Source organism: Edaphobacter sp. 12200R-103, from assembly GCF_010093025.1.
GTDB lineage: Bacteria > Acidobacteriota > Terriglobia > Terriglobales > Acidobacteriaceae > Edaphobacter.
Map to the genome: position 1 here is coordinate 1008304 of NZ_CP048114.1, position 17259 is coordinate 1025562.

Genomic DNA, 17259 nt, shown 5'->3' on the forward strand with positions numbered 1-17259 from the left:
AACCTCAGTCCGCGCCCAGAGGCTCCAGCCGAACATCCGTACTCGCGCCCGCGCCGGCTTCCTGGTCTTTGTACTGAAGCTGGTAGAGCTTCCAGTAGAGTCCTCGCTGCGCCAGCAGCTCCTGATGGCTTCCTTTTTCGCGCAGGTGGCCTTTATGCATCACCAGAATCGTATCGGCGCTCTGGATGGTGGAGAGACGATGCGCGATCAGGATGGAGGTACGTCCTGTGATCATGCGCGAGAGCGCCATCCGCACGCGAAGCTCCGTATCTGTATCGACAGAGCTTGTTGCCTCATCGAGGATCAGGATGCGTGGCGCATGCGCCAGCGCCCGGGCAAAGCTGATCAGCTGCTTCTGGCCGGTTGAAAGCGTGGCCCCGCGCTCCTGCACGGGCTCCTTGAACTGTCGTGGGAGCGTGCGAATGAAATCGCCGACGTTGACCTCATCGCACGCGCGTTCCAGCTGCTCGTCGGTGATCCACGAAGAGCCCAACCGAACGTTGTCCGCAATGGTTCCGGTGAAAAGAAAGGGATCCTGCAGGACGACGCCGAAGCGCCGGCGCAGTCTCGTCAGATCCTGCTTCCGGACATCCACATCGTCCACCAGGATCTCGCCGCGCTGAATATCGTAGAAGCGCATCATCAGAGCTGTAATCGTTGTTTTGCCCGCTCCTGTGTGGCCTACAATCGCGGCCGTCTCGTCCGGCTCGATCGTGAAGTTCACACCGCGCAGAATCCATTCGATGTCCGCAAAGGAGCCAAGCTCGTCTTCGGACGCCTTGCTGATCCTGGCAACCTGATGCTCGTCCAGATGCTGGTAGGTGAACCAGACGTTTCGGAACTCCACGCGGCCCGAGTTATCGCCGGCAACCGGATGGGACGGAGAGATGATCTCCGACTGGGTATCGAGCAGCTTGAAGATGCGTTCGGAGGCTGCCATTGCGGCCTGCAGGATGTTGTACTTGTCGCTAAGATCCTGAATGGGCCGGAAGAAGCGTTGCGCATACTGGATAAAGGCGATCAGCACGCCGAGCGTGACCGTCCCAAAGATGCTGTGATGAACGGTGCCCGAACCCGATGCCAGATAGGTATGGTTGGTCAGCCAGGTAAAGCTCTCCGTATGCAGTACGCTGATGCCGCCCCGCCAGATGACCAGCGCAATCGCCGTCGAGCTGAGAAGCTCGACGATCGGGTAGTAGAGCGCGTAGGCGAAGATGGCATCCGTCCAGGCCTTCTTATTCTCCGCATTGACCTCGGAGAAGTCGTTGAAGGCGCGCCTCTCGCGATTGAACAACTGCACGATGGCCATGCCGGAGACATACTCCTGCGTAAAGGCATTGATGCGTGCCGTCGCCGAGCGCTGGCGGCGATAACTATCGCGGACGTATTTGCGGAAGATGCTGGTGACGTAAAGAATCGCCGGAATCACCGAGATCGTCAGCAAGGCCAGCGGCCAGCTCATTCGCAGCATAATCATCACGATGAAGGCCAGCACAAAGACATCTTCAAAGATCGCCAGCACGCCCGAGGTAAACATCTCGTTGAGCGCATCCACATCCGAGGTAACCCGCGTCACCAGCCGTCCGACGGGATTGCGATCGAAGAACGCCGGCGACATGCGCTGCAAGTGGCGGAAGATCTGGCTGCGTAGATCGAACATGATCTTCTGGCCGGTCCACTGCATCAGGTAGGTCTGGACAAACTCCAGCACAAAGCTCAGCGACAGCGCTCCCAGATAAAGACCTGCCAGTTGTGTAATGCCCGTCAGGGGAGCGGAGCTGAGGTGGCGCGCCAGCCAGGAAAGATGCTCCGGTGGAGTATCCGTCATATAGGTATCGACCGCTACCTTTACCAGGTAAGGGCCCATCACATCGCTGGCTGCCTTAATCAGAATGGCGACCGCCGAAAGGATCACCTGAAGGCGATACGGCCCAAGGTAGGTCAGCAGCCGTCGCATCAGACGGCCGTCATAGACCTTACCTACGACGTCATCATCCTGCGCGGGCTTTTTTGCAGGTGCTTTGGAGGGTCTCCCGGCTGTCTTCTGGTCCGCCATCTATGTCTATTCTAGATGCTTACCGGCAGGGCAGGATGCGGAACTCTCCTATCGGGAGGTCGGAATTGTTGCCTCAGCAATACCTCGCACAGCGCCTTGGCTGGGGAGCTGGGCGAAGAGAATGAGTCGCATACCCGCAGGATCGGCCTCAGCCGGTGCTGTAATCTTGAAATCGACCGGGCCATGCGAAAGATCCCCGATCTTTCCCACCCTCGCAAACGCCCGGGCTACGCTGACATGGCTCAGCTGCTTTCCGCCATTCTCTCCCCCTTTTACTTCCGTCGATGCCGAAGGCTGAATCAGCACGGCATACAGATCGCCATGCGGCAGGGATGCCGCTCCATCCTGCACCGAGACCGATCCGGCGACAGTCCGCCCGTTGACCACAGGCGCAGACAGCGTCAGCCGAATCTTCTCCTTCTGTGCGGCCTGGGAGATCACGGCAAATGCTTTGGACGAGTCGCTGCCCAGAAACTGCGTCGCGCCATCCACAACCATCTGCGGCGTGTAGGAGTCCTCAAAATTCAGCCGGGGAGCATAGAAACCCTGCCTTTGCGTAAATCGAGCCGAAGAGAAGCGATCGCGCCAGCCCTGACGGTCCCAGTAATCGACATGTTCCTCCACCGCCACAATATGGGCCCCCGGAACGGGCTGCTGCGTCTGTAGTACGCCGAGAAGCTTGTCGGCAGGCGGGCAGCTTGAGCAGCCTTCCGACGTAAACAGCTCCACCAGAACGGGTGTCCCGGTCGAGGCAGTCTGCGATCGCGCAGGAGCGATTCCCGCAGACAGCAGAAGAGCTACAAAAAAGATCCTTAGCAAGATCACGGCAGGTCCTTTCCAGAAAGCCGCACCGGTCGGAATTCTATCGCTATGTTCGAGTGCCGCGCTCTTCCGTCGGTCACAAAATCTTCCTTCTGCACGACATGTGGATCGAGCAATAAGGTGGATTTGCTATGCTCGGCGTAAACCGTTCGCTGAGGCGGGAAGAGATGCTGCTCGAGTTACGCGCGGAAAACTATGCTGTGATCGATCAGGCTGTAGCCGGCTTTGGTCCCGGCCTGAACCTGATGACCGGTGAGACAGGCGCTGGAAAGTCCATCCTGATCGACGCCCTGCAGATGCTGCTGGGTGGCAAGGCCTCGTCCGACGTGGTACGCCACGGAGAAGAGCGGGCCGTTGTCTCCTGCGTCTTCGAGATGACCCCCGGAGCAGCGGCGGTCCTCGAGGCCAACGGAATCGATGCAGAAGGCGATGAGGTCGTGCTTCGCCGCGAGATCGCCGCCGGCGGCAAAGGACGCGTCTTCGTCAACAACCAATCCGCGACCGTCGGGGTGCTCAAGCTGCTCGCTCCGGAGTTGGCGCTGGTCCACTCCCAGGGCGAGACCATGGGTGCCTTTGACCAGGCGCAGCAGCGCACCCTGCTTGACCGGTTTGGAGAAATTACGACCGATGCCGTAACAATCGCATACGAGACATGGCGCAATACGGCTGCAAGACTCACGGAACTCGAAGCCGATGAGCAGGACCGTCTGCGTATGGCCGACCTTTGGCGCTTTCAGGCGAAAGAGATCGAGCAGGCCGGCCTGACCGCACCTGACGAAGACGGGCAGCTTGAGACAGAGAAGCGTGTGCTTGCAAACTCAGAGCGTGTCTACACCGCGGCCATGAGCGCCTACGAGCTCCTGTACGAGAGCGAAAGCGCTGCCGAGACGACCCTGGGATCCGCCTTGAAGCAGGTGGAAGACCTGGCGCGATTCGACGGGCGGTTCAGTGCGGCAGCCCAGCAGCTTGCAGCGGCCAAGGCTACCGTGGAAGATGTGGCCGCCGAAGTGCGCGAGTTCGCCGAAAACGCCAACGCCTCTCCGGGACGCCTGGAAGAGATCGAAGATCGACTGGCAGCGCTCGATAAGCTGAAGCGGAAGTACGGCCAGACGCTCGCCGAGGTCATCGCCTTCGGTGAAGAGGCCGTTCGCAGGCTGACCGAGGTGGAAAATCGCGATGCTCTGCTGGCAGAACTGAAGACGAAACAGGCTGCAGACGCGGAGGCATATCGTCTTGCGGCTGGCAAAGTCACAGCGGCCCGCAGGGAGGCGGCAAAGCGTCTGGAAAAGCTGGCCGTCGGGCAGATTAATGACTTGGCAATGAATACCCGTTTCGAGGTAGCAGTTCGCCCTGAGGAGCAGGAGTCAGGCTGGTCCTCGCATGGGTGGGATCAGGTCGAGTACCGCATCGCCACCAACCCCGGTGAGCCCCTCAAGCCGCTCAACGAGATCGCATCGGGCGGCGAGATGTCCCGCGTCATGCTAGCCCTGAAGGTGACCGTCGAAGAGGGAGCGCAGGGAACCGGCAAAAGAAAGAAGGCGCCGCTTCCGCGAACCCTTGTTTTCGATGAGATCGATATTGGAATCGGCGGCCGCGCCGCTGAAGCAGTCGGCAAAAAACTGAAGACGCTCTCCCGCGGACAGCAGGTGTTGTGTATCACCCATCTGCCGCAGATCGCCGCGTTCGCCGATCAGCACTTTCTCATCGAAAAGACAGAAAAGCGAGGACGCACGCAGACGGCCATTCGCCGGATGGATGAGACGGAACGTGCGCACGAGATAGCCCGAATGTTGAGCGGTGAAAAACTGACCGAGACGAGCCTGAAGCACGCCGAACATCTGCTGGCTGCCAGCCGCTGAGCGAATTCTCTTTTTTCGCTTCCGGAAGCAGTTTCGCACGCATCCCCATAGGAAGCAGTTTGCATCCCAAGAGGCACAAATAGCCTCCGGAGGGGGCCTCGCTATGAACAACACTCCCCAGAAATGCGCCAAACAGGGATGCAACTGCCCTCCTCAGCCAGGAAGCAAATACTGCTCGTCGCAGTGCGAAGACTCACGAAAGTTCATGACGCTGCGCTGCAACTGCGGACATCCCGGCTGCGACTCCTGATTCCTGGTAAAGGTATTTGAAAGGAAAGAGTTTAGTTGGATCGGAGCTGATTGCGCAGGCATGGATGGATGGTCGGATCTACCCGGAAAGCGGCACCACGCGAGATTCCCCGTGAAAGGGTGTTTTAACGTTTATCGCGGTATACTTAAGCGGTGACCACCACGACAACCCTCGATCCTGTAACCACCTCTGAGATCAACTCCCCAAGGCAGACCAAGCGGGTTCTCCTGCTCAAGCCTCGTGGCTTCTGTGCGGGCGTTGTCCGCGCCATCGATATTGTGCGGATTGCCCTCGAAGCCTTTGGTGCGCCAATCTACGTCCGAAAGGAGATCGTGCACAACAGCTATGTCGTGAACGATCTGGCCAAGAAGGGCGCCATCTTCGTCAATGAGCTGGATGAGGTTCCGGAAGGTGCAAGGGTCATCTACTCCGCCCATGGCGTCTCGCCTGCCGTGCGTCAGCGTGCGAAGGACCGGGGCCTCAAGGTCATCGATGCCACCTGCCCCCTCGTTACCAAGGTGCATGTGGAAGCGATCAAGTTCGCCAAACAGGGCTACTCGTTGGTTCTGGTCGGACATCGCGATCATGAGGAGGTCGAGGGAACCCAGGGAGAGGCTCCAGAGGTAACCCAGGTCGTCTCGACGGTGGAAGAAGTCGAGGCGCTGATCGTTCCGGACCCGGACAAGGTAGCCTATCTCACCCAGACGACGCTCTCGCTCGACGAGGCGAAGTACATGATCGATGCCCTCAAGAAGAAGTTTCCAAACATCGTAGGCCCCCATGCGCAGGACATCTGCTACGCAACCGAGAACCGCCAGACGGCGGTGAAGAACGTCGCGCACGGCGCAGACGTCGTTCTTGTTGTAGGATCGCGCAACAGTTCGAACTCCAACCGCCTGGTGGAGGTCTCGCAGAACCTTGGTACCAACTCCTACCTGATCGATAAGGCGGAGGACATCAAGCCGGAGTGGCTGGAAGGAATGAACGCGGTCGCTGTGACCGCAGGCGCATCCGCTCCCGAAGTGCTGGTCCAGGAGGTTGTTACCTACCTGCAGGCTAAGGGCTATGGCTCGGTCGACGAGGTCGAGGTAATGCCCGAGAACGTGCGTTTTGGTCTTCCTCCAGAGATTGTTCAGGCGATCGCTTCGGCCCCGCAACCCGCGCAATAAGGCGGAAAAAGGAGTAACCGCTTCTCGCTGTTTTGGTGGTTAGCGAGGCCGCGGTTCCAGAGAGTCGTAGATGAGCAAAATTTCAGAGAACCCGCAGAAGCCGGACCAGCAAAAACAGCCGCGGTTCGGCCGGTTGGATCTTGCCTTGCATCAGGTGGCCGAAGGCATCCGCCGCTCCAAGGAGTGGCTGCTCGGACAGCAGCACCCCGACGGCTACTGGTGTGGAGAGCTCGAGGCCGACGTGATGCTCGAGGCCGACTACATCTTCATGCACAAGCTGCTCGGGACAGGAGACCCTGGGAAGCTGCAGCGGGCGCTTAACGAGATTTTGCGGCACCAGAATGAAGATGGCGGCTGGAGCCTCTATCCTGACGGACCTTCCAACATCAATTACGGAGTCAAAGCCTACCTGGCTCTGAAGCTGATGGGCTGGTCTGCGGATCACCCTGTCCTGGTGAAGGCCCGCGAATGGGTCCTGGCAAATGGCGGCGTGGTCGAGTGCAACACCTTCACCAAGATCTATCTCTGTGCGCTTGGGCAGTATGACTACGATGCCGTTCCTGCAGTTCCGCCTGAGATCGTCCTGTTTCCCAATTGGTCTTACTTCAACATCTACGAGATCTCTTCCTGGTCGCGTGGAATTCTGGTCCCGCTCTCGATCATCTACGCCAAAAAACCGTTCAAAAAACTGCCGCCCGAGCAGTGTATCGATGAGCTCTTTGTGGGTGGCAGACAGAACGCCGATCTTCGCCTGCGCTGGGATAGGAAGAACCTGATCGGCTGGAGGAACTTCTTTCTCTTCACCGACCGGATGGTGCACTGGTTTGAGCGGGTCCACATTCGTCCCCTGAGGAAGGTGGCGATTCGCCGGGCAGAAAAGTGGATGCTGGCTCGTTTTGAGAAGTCCGATGGACTGGGCGCGATCTATCCGGCGATGCTGAATTCGATTGTGGCCCTCCGCTGTCTTGACTACTCCTTCGATGACCCGCAGATGATCCGGGCGATGGACGAGTTCGAAAAGCTCGGCATCGATTGCCCTGAGGGAACACCCGACTACCCGACCCCGACCTTTCGGATGCAGCCCTGCTTCCCGCCGGTATGGGATACCGCGCAGGCGATGTACGCTCTGGGCGAGGCTGGCGTCAGCCGTACCGATCCCCAGATGCTGAAGGCAGCCGAGTGGATACTCTCCAAAGAGATCCGTACCAAGGGGGACTGGGCCGAAAAGGTCAGGAATGTGGAGCCTGGCGGCTGGTGTTTCGAGTTTAACAACGAGTTTTACCCGGATATCGATGATACTGGGCAGGTTCTGCTGGCCCTCAACTGTGTGGATTATCCCAAGGAGCGTTATCACTACGAGGTCTGCCAACGTGCCCTGAACTGGGTATGGGCCATGCAGTGCAAGAGCGGCGGGTGGGCGTCTTTCGACAAAGACAACACCAAGATGATCTTCCAGTACATCCCGTTTGCGGACCATAACGCGATGCTGGACCCGCCGACGGTAGACATCACCGGCCGGATGCTGGAGATGCTCGCCCTGTATGGGTTCACCCGCAAAGATCCGAGAGTCGAAAAGGCTGTCCAGTTCATCCTTAAGGATCAGGAGCCTGATGGCAGCTGGTTTGGCCGCTGGGGCGTGAATTATCTCTATGGCACCTTCCTGGTCCTTCGCGGCCTGGAGGCGATGGGAGTGTGGAATCACGAGCCCGCCATCCAGCAGGCTGCCGAATGGATACGAAGTGTCCAGAACGCCGACGGAGGATGGGGTGAGACCTGCGGGACCTACGACGATCCGAACCAGAGGGGAATCGGTCCCAGCACACCATCACAGACGGCATGGGCGATTCTAGGTTTGCTGGCTGCGGGAGATACGCGATCAGATTCGGTTGCCAAGGGAGTTCGCTGGTTGATTGAGCGTCAGCATGAGGACGGAAGCTGGGATGAGCTGGTACCGGGACGGAACGGCGAGAGCTACTACACGGGAACGGGTTTTCCGCGCGTGTTCTATCTTGGCTATCACCTCTACAAGCAGTACTTCCCATTGCTGGCGTTGACGACATATGAGCGCGCCATGAAGCGCGAGGCAGCCGAATCGGCTGCGTAACAGACTTTTTCTTTGGAGGAGCCTCCGAATGGCAGTACCGGTTTCACAGGCCTGGACGGTCGCATCGTATGTGCTGAAGCAGAAGATCAAGGGACGAAAACGGTATCCCCTGGTCCTGATGCTCGAACCTCTCTTCCGCTGCAACCTTGCATGCGCGGGTTGCGGGAAGATTCAGTATCCCGCCCACATCCTCAAGTCCGATCTCTCCCCGGAAGAATGCTTCCGCGCGGTGGAAGAGTGCGGCGCACCGATGGTATCGATCCCGGGCGGGGAGCCTCTGCTGCATCCGAAGATGCCGGAGATCGTAGCCGGATTGGTTGCGCGTAATAAGTACGTCTATATGTGCACGAACGCGCTGCTTCTTAAAGAAAAGCTTCATCTCTTCAAGCCTTCGAAGTACCTCTCTTTCTCTGTCCACGTGGATGGCGAGCGTGAGCATCACGACTTTTCCGTCTGCCGTGAGGGCGGATATGACATCGCCATGGAGGGCATCCGCGCCGCTGTTGCCGCAGGCTTCCGCGTGACGACCAATACGACGCTCTTCGATGGCGCCGACCCGAACAGCGTGCGCCGCCACTTCGATCAGTTGATGGCTGCCGGTGTGGAGAGCATGATGGTCTCGCCGGGTTACACCTACGACAAAGCTCCCGACCAGAACCACTTCCTGGGCAAGGCGAAGTCGCGGCGACTCTTCCGGGCGATTCTGTCCAATCGGAAGAAGACCTGGCAGTTCAACACCCATCCTCTCTTCTCCGAGTTCCTGATGGGCAAGCGCAACTTCGAGTGCACACCTTGGGGCATGCCCACCTTCTCGATCTTCGGCTGGCAGAAGCCCTGCTATCTCCTGCAGGACGGCTATGCCGATACGTTCCAGGAGTTGATGGAGACGACCGAGTGGGAGAACTACGGAGCGAAGAGCGGCAATCCACGTTGCGCAAACTGCATGGTGCATTCAGGACACGAGGCAAGCGCGGTCGACTACAACTTTAGCTCGCTCAAAGGATTCCTGGTGACTGCGTCGAAGTATATGTTCCCCTCCACGTATCCTGATCCGGATGCCCAGAAGCTGCTCAACGAATGGAAGCCGGAGCACGCAACTCCTCTGGTGCAGATTCAGAGCAGTGCATCGGACAACGAGCTTCAGACGGTCTCGGGAGACTAAGGAACCATGGCGACAGAGCAACAGGAACACTTGAAGATTGAGCAGTTGCGCCAGCACAGCGCCGATGAGATTGAGACCATTGCGGGCCGCGAAAAAGAAAATCTCGAGGGATGGATCCCGAGTCTCGCAACCGATACTGAAATTCGTGAGGCGCTGGAGAAGGCCTTCGATTATCGCGGCGATATCACCATCACTCTTAAGGACGGCGCGAAGGTGGAGGGTTATCTCTTCGATCGCCGCTCCGGAAGTTCGCTGAAAGATTCTTTTGCACGCGTTCTCCCGACGAACGACCGTACCAAGGTGAACGTGGCCTACTCCGATATTGCCGCACTGGCGTTTAGCGGAAGGGACGCGGCGGCGGGTAAGACCTTCGAGGCCTGGGTGAAGAAGTACTGGGAGAAAAAGGCCGCCGGCGAGAAGAACATCCAGATTGAGCCGGAGAAGCTGGACTAAGGCAACTCCTTCTTCGCTGGGCTCCCGAATCCCTGGGGAAACAAGACGTGCGTGCATTCATCACCGGAGCGACAGGCTTTGTAGGGTCCCACGTGGCTCAGAGGTACGCGGCCGAGGGTGCAAAGCTGCGTCTGCTGACCCGCAAGACCAGCAACCTGAGTGCAATCGAAGGCCTCGACGCCGAGATTGTGACCGGCGATCTGCGACAGCCGGAGGGGCTGCGCAGCGCAATTGCAGGATGCGATGCGCTGGTGCATGTCGCCGCCGATTACAGGCTCTGGGTTCGCGATCCACGTGAGATGTATGCGGCTAACGTCGATGGCACGAGAGACCTGTTGCGCATTGCGCGGGAGGCCGGGGTTAGCCGTGTCATCTACACATCGAGCGTAGCGACGATGGGATTCAAGTCGGATGGTTCCGTCGTGGATGAGGATACTCCTGTCGCGCTGGCCGACATGATCGGCCACTACAAGCGCTCGAAGTTCCTGGGAGAGCAGGAAGCCATCAAGGCCGCCAGAGCGGGGCAGCACGTGATGATCCTGAACCCTACGACTCCCATCGGACCGGGTGATGCCAAACCTACGCCGACCGGCAGGATCATCGTCGACTTTCTGAACCGCAAATTTCCTGCATACGTAGAGACTGGTCTGAACCTGGTCGACGTCAGCGAGGTCGCGAGGATGCACTTTGTAGCTCTTGACCATGGGCGACCGGGCGAGCGCTATATCCTGGGCGGCGAAAATCTTACGCTGAAGCAGATTCTCGATCGCATGTCGGCAATCACCGGACTGCCGTCGCCAAGCATGAAGGTTCCTCACGCGGTGGCGATGGCGTTTGCGTTCTTCGACGAAACGTTCACCGGCAAGCTCCTAAAGAAGGAGCCTCGTGCAACGGTAGAGGCCGTCCGCATGGGCAAGAAGATGATGTTTGCCTCCTCCTCCAGAGCGGAGCGCGAGCTCGGCTTCAAGCATGTGCCCATCTACCACGCGCTGCGTTCCGCGATTGACTGGTTTGTGACGCATGGTTATGCGTCTGCACCTCAGGGGCAGACCCCATGAGAATTGGGATCATCGCCGCCCTGCCAGGCGAGTTGAAGCCGCTGGTTCGAGGCTGGGAGCCACAGAACTCCGGCGTGAAGGGGCTCTCGGTATGGAAGACGCTGCGCCGCGGCGATGAGCTGATCGCCGTGAGCGGAGGCATGGGAGCGAACGCTGCGCTGCGGGCATTTACCGCTGCCGAATTTTTGGGTGTATTGGACATGGTGCTCTCCGTCGGATGGGCCGGAGCTCTGACGCCGCAGATGCGGACAGGGACGTGCTACGCACCCGGCGAGGTGATCGATGTGCAGACCGGGGAGCGGTTCGCTTCGGCGGCGGGGGACAGCACGATTCGTCTGGCGACGACTCCCCAGGTTGCCGATGCGGCAGAGAAGCAGCGGCTGCACGAGAGCTACAGGGCTGGCCTGGTAGACATGGAAGCCGTAACCGTGGCGCGTCTGGCGGAGATGCGGCGTGTGCCGTTCTACTGTTTCAAGGCGGTCTCGGATTCATCGCAGGCGGAGCTGCCCGATCTGAATCGCTTTATCGACACGCAGGGGCAGATGCAGATGACGTTGTTTGTCGCGCATGCGGCGGTGCGTCCGCGTTACTGGGGGGCACTGATGGAGCTTGGGCGCAATAGCTCTGTGGCCGCGCGCGCGCTTGCAGAGAGCGTCAACCGATTTCTGGAAGAACAGACGAAGGGGAACACCCCTTGAACGGAGAATGGAATCAGTGAGCAATGAGCAGGCGACAGTTCCCGCGACGATGCGCGCGGCAGTGTATCGCGGAGTCAACGATGTTCGTGTGGAAACGATCCCAGTGCCGCAGATCGGGCCCGGCGAGGTGCTGGTGAAGATTCACACCTGCGGGATCTGCGGGACAGACCTCAAGAAGATTCACACCGGGTCCCACTCGGCTCCGCGCGTCTTCGGACACGAGATGGCGGGAACAATCGCCGCGGTAGGCGAGGGCGTGCAAGGCTTCGCCGTCGGTGATCGCGTGATGGCGTATCACCACATTCCCTGTGGTGAGTGTTTCTATTGCCGCAAGCACACCTTCGCGCAGTGCGAGACCTACAAGAAGGTAGGCTGCACCGCTGGTTTTGAGCCCGCGGGTGGCGGCTTTGCAGAGTACATCCGGGTGATGGACTGGATTGTGCGGCGCGGACTGGTGAAGATTCCGGAAGAGGTCTCCTTCGAGCAGGCCGCATTTATCGAGCCGACCAACACCTGCTATAAGGCCATCGACATGCTCAAGCTGCAGCAGGATGATACGGTGCTGGTCATCGGACAGGGGCCGATCGGAATTCTGCTGGCTGCACTGGCGCACAGGACTGGAGCGACTGTGCTGACCAGCGACCTCTATCCGGAGCGCCATGATGTTGCGGCGAAGTTCGGATTGAACAAGCCGCTGAACGCACGGCAGGATATTGTTGCCGAAACGAAGGATGCGACCGCCGGCAGAGGGGCCGATGTTGCCCTGTTGGCTGTCGGGGGCAATGCCCTGATCCAAGTCGCGATGGATGCGATTCGCCCCGGCGGCCGGGTGATGCTGTTTGCTGCAACCCAGCACGGCAAGGCGCCGTTCGATCCCGCAGCGGTCTGTATGGACGAGAAGACACTGATGGGGTCGTACAGTGCGTCGGTAGCGATTCAGGATGAGGTATCGAAGTTGGTGCTGGAAGGGCCTCGCAAAGGCTTCGATCTGACGCAACTGATCTCGCACCGTTTTTCGCTTGAAGATGCGGTTGCGGCGATCGAACTGGCGTCTCATCCGCAGCCGGATTCCATGAAGATCGTCATTCAGCCCGGACTTTAGAGCGGATAACCTGGCGATGTTTATCTGATCTGAACGGCGATCGTCTATTCGCGATTGCGCTTTTTGATCTCGACGTTCAGGCGCTTGATCTTCTGGTTCAGCGTGGAGAGCGGAATGCGGAAGTACTCCGCTGCCTCGGTCTGGTTCCAGTGGCAGCGTTCGAGGCGGTCGGTAATGATGCGGCGCTCGATCTCCTCCATCAGGTCGAAGAGGGAGGCGTTCGGCTGCTGCTCTAGCAGAGTAGCCGAGTAGGTATTTCCCGTAAGCTGCTGGGGCAGCAGCTCCGGCTGAATGATCTTGCCCGTGGAGAGAACGACGCCGCGCTCCATAGCGTTCTCAAGCTCGCGCACGTTGCCGGGCCATTCGTAGTCCATCAGGATGCGCATGGCTTCGGGGGAGAGCGTGCGCTCTTCCATGCCGTTCTCGTTCGAATAGAGGCGGAGGAAGTGGCCAGCGAGAAGAGGAACGTCCTCGCGGCGCGACCGCAGGGGCGGAAGCTCGAGCGTGATGACATTCAGCCGATAGAAGAGGTCTTCGCGGAAGCGGCCTGCGCGCACTGCATCCTGCAGGTTGACGTTGGTGGCGGCGATGATGCGCACGTCAACCTGAATCTCCTGGGTTCCGCCGAGCTGCATGAAGCGGCGGTCCTGCAGGACGCGGAGAATCTTGGCCTGCATATCCATGGTCATCGTGCCGATCTCGTCGAGGAAAAGCGTGCCGCTGTTGGCGACTTCGAAGAGGCCTTTCTTGGCTGCGATTGCCGAGGTGAAGGCTCCCTTGACGTGACCGAAAAGGGTCGATTCGAGCAGCTCCGAGGGAACGGCTCCCGTATTGACAGGGACGAAGGGGTGGTCGCGGCGGGGAGAGTTGGCGTGAATGGCCTTCGCGATCAATTCCTTGCCGGTGCCGCTCTCTCCCTGAATCAGCACTGTGGAACGACTGGGCGCGACCTGGGAGACGAGGTCGAAGAGCTTGAGCATCGGCTCGCTCTTGCCGACGATGTTCTCGAAGTTGTAGCGCTGCTTGAGGGTCCGTTTAAGCTGAACGACCTCTTCTTCCGCGCGATGACGGGCAATGGCCGTGCGAATGTCGGCAAGCAGCTTCTCGTTGTCCCACGGCTTCTGAACGAAGTTCTCCGCGCCGGCGCGGATGGCGTCGACGACGTTGCCCATGGTGCCGAAGGCGGTGATCATGATGACCGGCAGGGTCGGATACATCTCCACGATGCGTGGCAGAAGGTCGAGGCCGCTCTCGCCCGGAAGGGCAAGGTCCAGCAGAAGCAGGTCGAACTGATTGCGCGATAGCTGCTCCATTCCGGAGACGCCGTCGATCGCCAGAGTGACGGTGAATCCCTCGAGCGTCAGCATGGTCTCCAGGGAATCACGTATGCCGGCTTCGTCGTCGATGATGAGGATGCGGGGGTTTCCAGCGATATGATCTGCCGCGCGCCGAGAGGTGGACTCCTCGGCCGCGTCTGTGGTGATGTCAGGCATGAATCGTCTTCCTATCCTGCTCCTCCGGAGAGGCAGGCATGGTTGCAGTCGGAGGGAGCGCACGGGCAGCGGATACAGGGAACTCCAGCTGGAACGCGGTTCCTACGCCAACCTCGCTCTCGACATGAATCTTTCCGGCGTGCTCCTGCATAATTCCATAGGTTACTGCCAGACCGAGCCCAGTGCCTTTGTGACCGCCTTCCTGCGGCTTGGTCTTGGTGGTAAAGAAGGGATCGTAGATGCGGTTGAGATGCTCGCGCTCGATACCGCTTCCGCTGTCTTGGATACGGACCAGCACGCGGCCGGCGCCATGGAAGGTAGCAATCCGAAGCGTGGCGCCGGGACGGCTGAACATGGCGTCCTTGGCGTTGAGCATCAGGTTCAGGATCACCTGCTGGAGCTTGCCGCGGTTTCCGTGAATGCCCGGAAGCTGCGCATCGAAGTTGGTCTCTACGCGTATCTGCGCGGTCTTCAGCTGATGTTCCAGAAGAACGAGCGTGTCGGCGAGGAGTTCGTTGAGATCAACATCTGAGAACTCGATTCCGCTGGTACGGGAGAAGTTCAGCAGACCGTTGACGATCTCCGACGCCCGGAAGGTCTGCTGCGTGATCTTTTCAAGCACCGGCGCTAGCCGCTCATCGTCCCGCATATGCTTGGTGAGCATCTGGGCGTAGCTGGAGATGACGGCCAGGGGCGTATTAACTTCATGGGCGACTCCGGCGGCCAGCAGACCGATGGACGAGAGCTTCTCCGACTGCGTGAGCTGCGCCTCCATCTGGATGCGTTCGGTAATGTCGTCCACAAGGATGATGCGGCCAATCGTAACGAAGTTGCGGGTCACCAGGGGGGCGATGGCGATGTTGGCCACGCGCGACTCACCGGAGGGCAGAGCAAGCCGGAACTTATAGAGCGTGTGCGTCCCCTGCTCATCGCGAATGGCATTGAATCGCGCCACAAAGTCGGCAGGGAAGAGCTCCGAGATGGGCTGCCGCAGGGCGCTGGCGCGCGGACGTGCGAAGAGCACCTCCATCTGGGCATTCCAGCTCTCGACCCGGTCTTCGAGGTCGACCGCGAGAATTCCGATATTGATGGATTCGACGATGTTCTCGTTGAACTCTTTGAGGCGCTCGAAGTCGGTGATCTTCTGTTCGAGCCGGCGATAGAGCTGCGCGTTCTGAATCGCAATGCCGATGTATCCGGCCAGCGACTCAAGCACCTCCATCTCTTCACTCGAGAGGAAATCGCCATCGTTGGTGCGGCCCAGTCCAATGACCGCAACGGTGCGGGTTCCCAGTCCTTCGCGATTGGCGACGCGACAGGGCACGTAGTAGTTCAGGTCGAGCCGGGCTGCCGTAAGTTGCTGCATCTCCGGCAGGCGAAGAACCTGCTGGGGGTTTTCAAGGAAGAGGTGATTGTTGGCGCCGGGAAGATCGAATTCCAGGAAGCTGAGATCGAGCGTCTTTATCTCCGCCGAAGTCACGTTGGTGAGGCCGTGCGATGCCGCCAGCTCAAACCGGCGCGTATTGCGACCGGTCTCCGCCTCCGAGGCCAGGAAGACGGCAAGCCGTGTGACCAGCAGGGTCTGGGGAAGCTGTTCGACGATAGAGTCGAGCAGCGCACGCAGGTCGGTCTGGGAATTGAGGCCGCGTCCGAACTCCACCAGCGTCTCACGGTAATCGAAGCGCCTGGGATCGAACATGCGGTCGACGCGCCCTTGGATGGCCCGCTTGAGCGGATCGAAGATCAGGCCGGTCACGATGATGGCCAGCAGCAGCCCCCACGTCCGCAGGCTCGGCAGCCTCGCGTGGACCATCTCGGCGGTCACAGCGACCACCGCGAAGTACAGGCCGACCAGCGAGCCGGTGGCCAGCGTATAGGTCACGCCCCGCTTGAAGATCAGATCCACATCCATCAGGCGATAACGCACGATGGCCCAGCTGAAGGTAAGCGGAAGAAAGACCAGAGAGAGGCCCGCAAGTTTCGTCAGCAGGCTGGGCACGTGAACATCCGCTACATAGGGGATGGCATTGAGCAGTGTAAACGGCGTGATGGCGAGTAGCGTGCCTCGCGTCAGCCACTTCAGTTGCTGCCGTTCGAGCGCGGACTGGGCCTTCCGATAACGGATACGGAAGACAATGGCCGCGATGACGTAGTAGAGGGCGAGGTAAGCGACCGAGATCTGGTCGAGCCGATGACGAAGCACTCCGGTGGCAGACCAGGAGGCGATGGCCCACGATTGCAGTCCGATCAGCAAGAGGCCGGGAAGGTAAAGCGTCGCGCAAAGAAGACGGCGCCGCACACGGTTCGCCGGTTCCTTATAGTCGTCCGAGAAGTTGACGGCGAAGTGGAGAAACAGCGCGGGCTGCAGCGCCCACGCCGCGACGTTGCCCCAGTAGATGATCCAGTCAAAGGTATCCAGCTCCGTCGTGTACTTGAAGGAGTACAGAACAAACGACACTAGGCAGAAGACGTAAAAGTGCGTCGATTTCGGCGCAGTCCAGCGACGAAAGAGGACATAGAGGCCGATGCTCAGGTACACCAGCGCGATAAAGCGCAGGCCCTGATTAATCGAGCGATCCGTCGGAACCAGGATGACCTGTATATCCAGCTTCGCCGCGTTCTTCAGGTCCGCGGCATGGGGAAGCGGGCGCAGGATGGAATAGGTGGCGTGAGCCCAGATTCCGCTGCGAAATAGCTGATGCATCAATGCGGCGGTGCGCTCGACCGTATGATCGTTGACACCAGTAAGGACGTCACCCCGTCGGATGCCTGCCCGGTCTGCAGGAGAACCCGATGGCACATATTGGGCCTGCAGTCCGCCTGCAACTTCGGTCCAGCTGACTCCGTCGGTGGGAATCTCATAGCCGTTTTCGCGCTGGAGGTTGATCAGGGCCAGCACGCAGGCAGCCAGCGTCGCGATGGCAAGCGCGACAGCCAGAATTCGCGTTTGAGCTGCGTCCTTCATTAGCCCCTTAAAACTGCTAGCACATGAGATTCCAAACTCCATGCACAACAACGGCGCGGGTTTAGATA

General features: G+C 59.5%; 12 protein-coding genes. 8 read left to right on the forward strand and 4 right to left on the reverse strand.

Annotated elements, in window-relative coordinates:
* Positions 1-4: 4 nt before the first annotated feature.
* Both GWR55_RS04240 and GWR55_RS04245 read right to left on the reverse strand, forming a co-directional pair.
* Positions 5-2056, reverse strand: coding sequence for an ABC transporter ATP-binding protein (locus GWR55_RS04240; RefSeq protein ID WP_162401147.1), 2052 nt, complete (start codon positions 2054-2056; stop codon positions 5-7).
* Between the two features lie 48 nt (positions 2057-2104).
* Complete coding sequence (locus GWR55_RS04245) at positions 2105-2881, reverse strand: thioredoxin family protein (RefSeq protein ID WP_162401148.1); 777 nt, start codon at positions 2879-2881, stop codon at positions 2105-2107.
* A 164-nt stretch (positions 2882-3045) separates the two neighbouring features.
* Between GWR55_RS04245 and recN the strand changes: the two genes are divergently transcribed.
* The 8 genes from recN to GWR55_RS04285 all read left to right on the forward strand — a co-directional run bounded on the left by recN (position 3046) and on the right by GWR55_RS04285 (position 12733).
* Positions 3046-4737: a DNA repair protein RecN gene (gene recN, locus GWR55_RS04250; protein WP_162403760.1), complete on the forward strand. Its 1692-nt coding sequence runs from the start codon at positions 3046-3048 to the stop codon at positions 4735-4737.
* A 402-nt stretch (positions 4738-5139) separates the two neighbouring features.
* Positions 5140-6156: a 4-hydroxy-3-methylbut-2-enyl diphosphate reductase gene (locus GWR55_RS04255; protein ID WP_370521342.1), complete on the forward strand. Its 1017-nt coding sequence runs from the start codon at positions 5140-5142 to the stop codon at positions 6154-6156.
* Between the two features lie 70 nt (positions 6157-6226).
* On the forward strand, positions 6227-8260 hold the full coding sequence (gene shc / locus GWR55_RS04260; RefSeq protein ID WP_162401149.1) for a squalene--hopene cyclase: 2034 nt from the start codon (positions 6227-6229) through the stop codon (positions 8258-8260).
* 28 nt (positions 8261-8288) lie between these two features.
* Positions 8289-9422, forward strand: a complete 1134-nt coding sequence (hpnH, locus tag GWR55_RS04265; RefSeq protein ID WP_162401150.1) for an adenosyl-hopene transferase HpnH — start codon at positions 8289-8291, stop codon at positions 9420-9422.
* A gap of 6 nt (positions 9423-9428) precedes the next feature.
* Entirely contained in the window at positions 9429-9875 is a 447-nt protein-coding gene (locus GWR55_RS04270) for a hypothetical protein (protein WP_162401151.1), read from the forward strand.
* Positions 9876-9922: 47 nt separating this feature from the next.
* Positions 9923-10933, forward strand: a complete 1011-nt coding sequence (hpnA, locus tag GWR55_RS04275) for a hopanoid-associated sugar epimerase (RefSeq protein ID WP_162401152.1) — start codon at positions 9923-9925, stop codon at positions 10931-10933.
* Positions 10930-11631 carry a nucleoside phosphorylase gene (locus tag GWR55_RS04280; protein ID WP_162401153.1) on the forward strand — a complete coding sequence of 234 codons (702 nt, stop codon included), beginning with the start codon at positions 10930-10932 and terminating at the stop codon, positions 11629-11631. The genes hpnA and GWR55_RS04280 overlap by 4 nt, the downstream gene beginning before the upstream one ends.
* 7 nt (positions 11632-11638) lie before the next feature.
* Complete coding sequence (locus tag GWR55_RS04285; protein ID WP_162401154.1) at positions 11639-12733, forward strand: zinc-dependent dehydrogenase; 1095 nt, start codon at positions 11639-11641, stop codon at positions 12731-12733.
* 44 nt (positions 12734-12777) lie between these two features.
* Here the strand turns inward: GWR55_RS04285 and GWR55_RS04290 are convergent, their stop codons facing one another.
* Both GWR55_RS04290 and GWR55_RS04295 read right to left on the reverse strand, forming a co-directional pair.
* Complete coding sequence (locus tag GWR55_RS04290; RefSeq protein ID WP_162401155.1) at positions 12778-14226, reverse strand: sigma-54 dependent transcriptional regulator; 1449 nt, start codon at positions 14224-14226, stop codon at positions 12778-12780.
* Positions 14219-17191: an ATP-binding protein gene (locus GWR55_RS04295; protein ID WP_162401156.1), complete on the reverse strand. Its 2973-nt coding sequence runs from the start codon at positions 17189-17191 to the stop codon at positions 14219-14221. Before GWR55_RS04295 ends, GWR55_RS04290 begins: the two co-directional genes overlap by 8 nt.
* Positions 17192-17259: the final 68 nt, after the last annotated feature.